The 6,469-nt window shown below is 36.7% G+C and carries 7 protein-coding genes; all 7 read right to left on the reverse strand.

All coding sequences use genetic code 11. The features are described from left to right. Positions 1–467: 467 nt before the first annotated feature. The 7 genes from DW830_RS14970 to DW830_RS15995 all read right to left on the reverse strand — a co-directional run bounded on the left by DW830_RS14970 (position 468) and on the right by DW830_RS15995 (position 6,160). A complete protein-coding gene (locus tag DW830_RS14970; protein ID WP_119250445.1) occupies positions 468–1,235 on the reverse strand; it encodes a hypothetical protein in 768 nt (255 codons plus the stop codon). A gap of 88 nt (positions 1,236–1,323) precedes the next feature. Continuing rightward, positions 1,324–1,881: a hypothetical protein gene (locus DW830_RS14975; RefSeq protein WP_147487284.1), complete on the reverse strand. Its 558-nt coding sequence runs from the start codon at positions 1,879–1,881 to the stop codon at positions 1,324–1,326. Between the two features lie 175 nt (positions 1,882–2,056). Next, positions 2,057–3,382, reverse strand: a complete 1,326-nt coding sequence (locus DW830_RS14980) for a UDP binding domain-containing protein (RefSeq protein WP_119250447.1) — start codon at positions 3,380–3,382, stop codon at positions 2,057–2,059. Between the two features lie 296 nt (positions 3,383–3,678). Then, entirely contained in the window at positions 3,679–4,212 is a 534-nt protein-coding gene (locus tag DW830_RS14990; RefSeq protein ID WP_119250449.1) for a hypothetical protein, read from the reverse strand. Continuing rightward, positions 4,212–5,189 (reverse strand): hypothetical protein, encoded by a 978-nt coding sequence (locus DW830_RS14995; RefSeq protein WP_119250450.1) that lies wholly within the window; start codon positions 5,187–5,189, stop codon positions 4,212–4,214. The genes DW830_RS14990 and DW830_RS14995 overlap by 1 nt, the downstream gene beginning before the upstream one ends. A gap of 318 nt (positions 5,190–5,507) precedes the next feature. Further along, complete coding sequence (locus DW830_RS15000; protein ID WP_119250451.1) at positions 5,508–6,017, reverse strand: hypothetical protein; 510 nt, start codon at positions 6,015–6,017, stop codon at positions 5,508–5,510. Further along, positions 6,017–6,160: a hypothetical protein gene (locus tag DW830_RS15995; protein ID WP_153089397.1), complete on the reverse strand. Its 144-nt coding sequence runs from the start codon at positions 6,158–6,160 to the stop codon at positions 6,017–6,019. Before DW830_RS15995 ends, DW830_RS15000 begins: the two co-directional genes overlap by 1 nt. Between the last annotated feature and the right edge of the window lie 309 nt (positions 6,161–6,469).

The raw sequence follows: 6,469 nt of genomic DNA on the forward strand, positions 1-6,469 counted from the left end.
GTGGAGTAAGTCGTAACATCCACTTACAAATACTTTTTTTGCCATAAACTTTATGATATGATAACTCTGCCAGGTATGATCCATCCTGACCTGTAATACCCGTAATAAGAGCCACTTTTCTATTATTATATTATTTTTTTCTTATTCTTTTTCGAAACCTACCCGTCCTTCCTTACCGTTAAGGAAGGCTCCACCTCTCATCTCGGTCTTCTCCCCTCAGGGAAGAAGAGGGAAACCGCCCTACTCGGTGCTCGGAACCGCTACGCTATAAGGTTGGCGGACCAAAGCGGTCTTCGCCAGGTTGTGCGGGCTGGGACCGCCTGGGGATGACGAAAACAGCTAATGGCAACATAGACTTAAATGTTTTTTCATTTGATTTGGGAGTTTGAGATTGGCTTGATCATATTATATCGTCAAAATATTAAATATATGCAAACATTTAATTTTATCAATAAATCAACTACCATCTAATTAAACTTCATTTGCTCTGAAGGTTTGAAACTTTCATAAGTTTGGTCTAATGCCAGTTTACGGTTGTGCAGTTCTGCATGCAACTCTTGTAATGTCATAATAGAATCTTTAATCATGGCATTTATTTGCATCCATACACATGTAATAAATACTAAACACAAAATAAATCCCCAAAATGGAAGTATCACCGCTAAAGTATCCGACAAACATAAAAACGTATCTTCTCTCATCAAAGTAAAACAACTCGCAATTATGCTATTCAAAGAATAAGCGAAAATACTCAATAACCAAAGTGCAAATATAATACCTGTTACTATCACATACAATTTACCTTTTGTAACATTTTTCGTCTTTCCAGATAAAATCAAGCAAAAATAAACAATAGAACCAATTGTGGATAAGATTGTGCAACAAGCAAACCAGTATTCATTGGATATTTCATTAGACTTTTGAAAGTCACAGGCTATAAAGAACATATCTATAACACAATACAGACTAATAAATAAGAATAAACTATTAATGCCTTTCGTACTAAAGAAATCACCCATTTTTGATTCAATTCGATTTTTCTCTGCTTCCCACTTACTAGCTAAATTTAAATATTCATTGGTCAATTCGTCTATTGTGGGTTTGTTCGATTTACCATCTTTTGTTTCTATCGGAGACATTGACTTCAAACTCTCCAAATCAGCCGTCATTTTATTTTGTAAATCACCAAATCTAAAGTTGAAAAACGTCTTAACATCAACCAAAACATTAAACATCTTTTTATGCAAAGATGATGATATATTCGCAAAATTTAAAGCTGTAACAAGTTGGATTACAGAAACAAAATTGAGCAGTTCAAGGCGCTTATTGGAAATAAACGCCAAGATTAACAATATGATGCACAGAATCGAAAACCCGATCGAATAAGTCATCAATTTCTTTTGTTTTAACTTCATCACCGAAATTACAAATTGCTTTACGTTCAACAATATCGTTCTCGATACGATACATGTGTCCATCTGCAGTGCAAAAATGAATTTCTTTATGCTCTGAATCATGGAAACATTTACCTTCACCTGACTTTATTTGAATCGCACCTTTCTTATATGCTTCGTGATTAAACAAGGCACGGTACAAACAATTACCCTTTTTTAATTCTTCATTAGATGGGTCAGGAGCAACCTTCAACAAGATTCTTAAAGTTCCTCCATTATCCAAGAATTTAATTAAAGGCTCAACATATTCCTTGCGGTCAACAACCTCAGAATTACACAAGTTGTTGGCTGCTATTCTAATAGTATCATTTGCGTTTTTGAATATATTTTCAAAAATAATCAACGCATGCTCATTTCCCTCATTATGAAACAGATAGTTTTCATGACGAGCCGCATAAGCTTCTACAGTTCTTCTATATTCTTCCATAATTGCAAATTTTAAGATGAAACTATTATCACTTGCAAATTTAATAATTATTTTTATAATATTGAGATTTTGAACCACAAATATATAAAAAATGACTATTATATAGACTTTTTAAAATTACTTCGGGTAATAACCCTGTCTTACCCGTTAAACCAATATTAAACATACCATAATCTTAATCTCTTCTGAAAATGTCTCGTGTATATACCTTATCCTTTACATCATCCAAACAAGCATCGTAACGATTGGCGATGATAGCATGGCTCTGAGCCTTGAAGGCTTCGAGGTTATTCTCAACTCTACTACCGAAGAAGGTGCTTCCCTCTTCCAAGGTCGGCTCATAGATGATTACCTCAGCACCCTTTGCCTTGATACGCTTCATGATGCCCTGGATGGCAGACTGGCGGAAGTTATCACTGTTTGACTTCATCGTCAGGCGATAGACACCAATCACGCAGTTATGTTCCTTGCTTGCATCATAGCTGTTATCATCAGCATAGCTATAATAACCAGCTTTCTGGAGAACGGCATCAGCGATATAGTCCTTACGGGTGCGGTTACTCTCAACGATTGCCTCAATCAGGTTCTCTGGAACATCGGCATAGTTTGCCAAGAGCTGCTTGGTATCCTTTGGCAAGCAATAACCACCATAACCGAAGCTTGGGTTGTTGTAATGGGTACCAATACGTGGGTCAAGACCTACACCTTCAATGATTGCCTTGGTATCGAGTCCCTTTACCTCTGCGTATGTATCCAACTCATTGAAGTAGCTTACTCGGAGTGCCAGATAGGTATTGGCAAAGAGCTTGACAGCCTCTGCTTCCTTCATACCCATAAAGAGGGTATCGATGTTCTCCTTGATGGCACCTTCCTGAAGCAGAGCGGCGAAGGTCTTGGCTGCTTCCTTCAACAACTCGACATTGGTTACTGACTTGATTGCCTCGTTCTCCTCAGCAAACTCAGGACGCTCGATAATCTTTGGATAGCCTACGATAATACGGCTTGGGTAAAGGTTATCATAGAGTGCCTTGCTCTCACGAAGGAACTCTGGAGAGAAGAGGAGGTTGAACTTCTTCACTCCCTTCTTGGCATACTTCAAATAGAGGTTGCGGGTATAACCTACTGGGATGGTACTCTTGATTACCATCACAGCATCTGGGTTTACCTCCAGAACCAGGTCGATTACTTCTTCTACATGGGTTGTATCGAAGTAGTTCTTCACTGGGTCATAGTTGGTTGGTGCAGCAATCACTACGAAGTCTGCATCCTTATAGGCTTCCTTGCCGTCAAGGGTTGCCACGAGGTTCAATGGCTTCTCGACCAAATACTTCTCAATATAATCGTCCTGGATTGGAGAAATCTTATTGTTGAGTTTCTCCACCTTCTCTGGGATTACATCTACTGCTGTTACATGATGGTGCTGAGATAACAGAGTTGCTATACTCAGACCTACGTAGCCTGTACCGGCTACTGCTACTTTAATATCTTTAAAATCATTCATAATGATATTGTGTTTTTATTATATTCTTATTTTTTCGAAAACCTACCCGTCCTTCCTTACCGTTAAGGAAGGAGTTTTTCTACCTCTCCGTCTCTCCTGCAAGGAGAGCTCCACCTTTCTCACCAAGCCTCTCTTTCCTCAGGAACGAGAGGATGTAGCTGGCGGCGCTATAGCTCTGCCAGAGTTTTTGTATCGGCAGCGAAGCCTGTGCCCACAAGGGGCTGCCGATGAGAGATTAACGCAATAGAATTGCGAGTGTTTGTCGGCTGGCGCATCATTAAAAGACTATATTTCTATTACTTATTAGCCTCTAGTAATCTAATCTCATTCATTATTATTATGTATGAACGTTTAGTTATCATAAAGATAACCAATACTATCTCAACAAATAGACCATAATAAATCGTATCTATAACACAACGAGCACATTTGCAAATTTGATGAATATATGGTATAAATTTGAGATCTTGTGATATTGACAAATGTGAGATAAAATATGCAGATATTGCAAATAACACCAATGGAATCAAAACGAATATTTCATTGGTTGTCTCTTGAAATATCTGAATACGTTCCTTTTCATGTCTAGTAGAGCGTTTCGTGAAAACCCATGATATATAAACTGACAAAATCGTGGCAAATATCGGAACGAAACTGGTTAAAGAGGAATTTATAAAATCCTCTACAGCATTCTTATTCTCTCCTTTTAAGAACAGGCACATTACAATACCAATAGCTATAGGAACAACAAAGAATAACCCCTTATAGCCCTCTATGCTTTTGAGAAAATCCTTAAGCAATAGTTTTGGAGAAATAATATCTACATCCATTATGGTAACATTTTATTAAGTTCTGGAGTACTATCTATAAAATCAATGACAGATTTACACAAAGATTCATAAGAAGGATATCCCTTATCGTTCAACTTTACCGATAACATATAGTAAGGGCGAATCAAGGAATTATTTTTTTCATCCAGATAAACAGTTCGCTCCTTTGATTTGCCATTTACTTTAACATCTGTAACAACGCTACGTTCACCTATGACAGCAACTTCTCCTAGCAAACCTTCTGTGGTAGTAAAAAGTTGCTTATCATCCATTATTGCTTTCGTAACCTTGTTATCTAAAATACCTCCATTGAAATTCACTGTCATCGTTATAGAGGTATCTACTCCCAAATTTTTCATCATATATAAGTCTGCTTTATCTTTTGGGAGTTTTCTAACTCTAAACGTCATAGACTTCAACTTGCCATTTTTTAAGGCATCAACATATTCTTTGGTAATAAAGTTCTCACGATCGATCATAAAACCATTTGTTTCCTTATCAGGCATGATAGACTTTAAATATGCTTGAAATATAGTAACAAACATCATACAAATGCTCTCGTTATCTGTTCTTTCAAAAATCATATAACCAAGATCTCCAGCTTTAGGGATTTTTACCAAAAAGAAAAATGGCTTTATTACAGCTGCATTATTATTAGCGGCTTTAAATAAAGCAGCTTCAGGATTATCTTTATCCACCACTTCTATCTTTTTGCCATAAAGGCCTGTTTCTATGATTCCATACACACAACGTAATCTATCACTACAGCCCCAAAAAGGGAATCCACCATCTGCTTCAGGCACTCTCAAAGTCCTCTTTTCTGCTGGTATATCACCAGTTTGACTATTATGTATGAAATTGATAAAATCCTTTTTCATCTTTTCATACAAATCGAATCCATCAGCAAAAGAATATTTCTCCTTAGCTCGTTTTTCGCGAATTGAAAATGTATAAACTTCAATTGTCTGAGTTTCCATTTTTATAAGTTCCTTCGTCTATAATGTTTTTAATCAATACATCCTAAAGTATATCACCATTACAGCGTCCCCACTATATTCCAAGTAGTTACACCTATCAGTTTTTTGAAAAAAGTTATTCTTGTATCGTTTTGCATAAGATAAGCTGCACTCGGCAATTTGAAAGCCAGCTTTCATTGCGCTCGTTTGCATTATCTTTTAGGGTGAAGGATTGCCTAAGCGCACTCCTTCACCTCATCTATTTTTTCAACATAGTAACATGGAAACATAGACTTATAGTCCTTATCCCCATCTTTCATGCGGGTAAGAAAGTCTGCCCTATTTGCTAAAACCATCAAGCACGTCTTGCTTGATTCTCTTAGCAACATCCAATTGTCCTTCGCGAACCATTATATGAATATACATATCGTTACCACAAGCATCAATGCAAATTGGTAAATCAACAACATTCATATCTAATAACCCTTGAAGCTTATAAAACAAACTAGTAAAAAGTCTGTTACGATAATACTGTACCGAAAAGCCTTCTGCCTTTTTGCGAGCATTCATCGGAACATCGGCTATATCATCGCATACATAATACAATATCGCATTGTCATGAGACCTGAAGAAGCTATAAATTTGATTAGAGATAAGTGATAAATCCCGAATCCCTGTCACATGTTTATAACTACCTACTCTGTTGAGATATATTCCCCATACCTCAACATCAGACTTTTCTAAGGCGGAAATCATTTCAGATGACAAAAATCTCGCTCCATCATTCAGAATTCGCACGATATATACATCACCTGTTTTGCTTGTAAATCTATATTCAAATGCATCCATTACATAGCAATTTCACAAACCTCGCAACCTCGTTTAGCCATATCTTGGAGCTGAGCTGCCTTATATGCCTTCATACGCTTCACCCACTCTGCTACCTTTGGGGAATCGCTTTTAATAACTAATGTTTCTTTAATTTCAATCATTGTATCAATACTGCGTTAAATTAACATTTAATCGTCTGTAAATCAATAACTTATATTAAGAAATGCTTATGAAAACTTAACTATAAAAAGTTGGTCAAGTCGCTGATTTTCAGTAACTTTGCAAATCACGACAAACGCAAAATTATATGAATACAGGACTTGACCAATATATGGATATCTTTAAAGATGCAGTTGAAGATTCGGCTGCAAAGTTAACAAAAAGTTTCGAGAAAATACTCATCGAGGTGATAATTTTGTTCATGGTAATACCAAGAAAGATAAATTTCACCCAAATGGGGAGGTATGGCT

Source organism: Prevotella sp. AM34-19LB (assembly GCF_003468525.1).
Lineage (GTDB): Bacteria > Bacteroidota > Bacteroidia > Bacteroidales > Bacteroidaceae > Prevotella.

Excerpts from the sequence above, each read along its gene's own strand:
- DW830_RS14970 (WP_119250445.1), bottom strand. The coding sequence starts at position 1,235 with ATGTTTAATGTTTTGGTTGATGTTAAGACGTTTTTCAACTTTAGATTT.
- DW830_RS14975 (WP_147487284.1), bottom strand. The coding sequence starts at position 1,881 with ATGGAAGAATATAGAAGAACTGTAGAAGCTTATGCGGCTCGTCATGAA.
- DW830_RS14980 (WP_119250447.1), bottom strand. The coding sequence starts at position 3,382 with ATGAATGATTTTAAAGATATTAAAGTAGCAGTAGCCGGTACAGGCTAC.
- DW830_RS14990 (WP_119250449.1), bottom strand. The coding sequence starts at position 4,212 with ATGGATGTAGATATTATTTCTCCAAAACTATTGCTTAAGGATTTTCTC.
- DW830_RS14995 (WP_119250450.1), bottom strand. The coding sequence starts at position 5,189 with ATGGAAACTCAGACAATTGAAGTTTATACATTTTCAATTCGCGAAAAA.
- DW830_RS15000 (WP_119250451.1), bottom strand. The coding sequence starts at position 6,017 with ATGGATGCATTTGAATATAGATTTACAAGCAAAACAGGTGATGTATAT.
- DW830_RS15995 (WP_153089397.1), bottom strand. The coding sequence starts at position 6,160 with ATGATTGAAATTAAAGAAACATTAGTTATTAAAAGCGATTCCCCAAAG.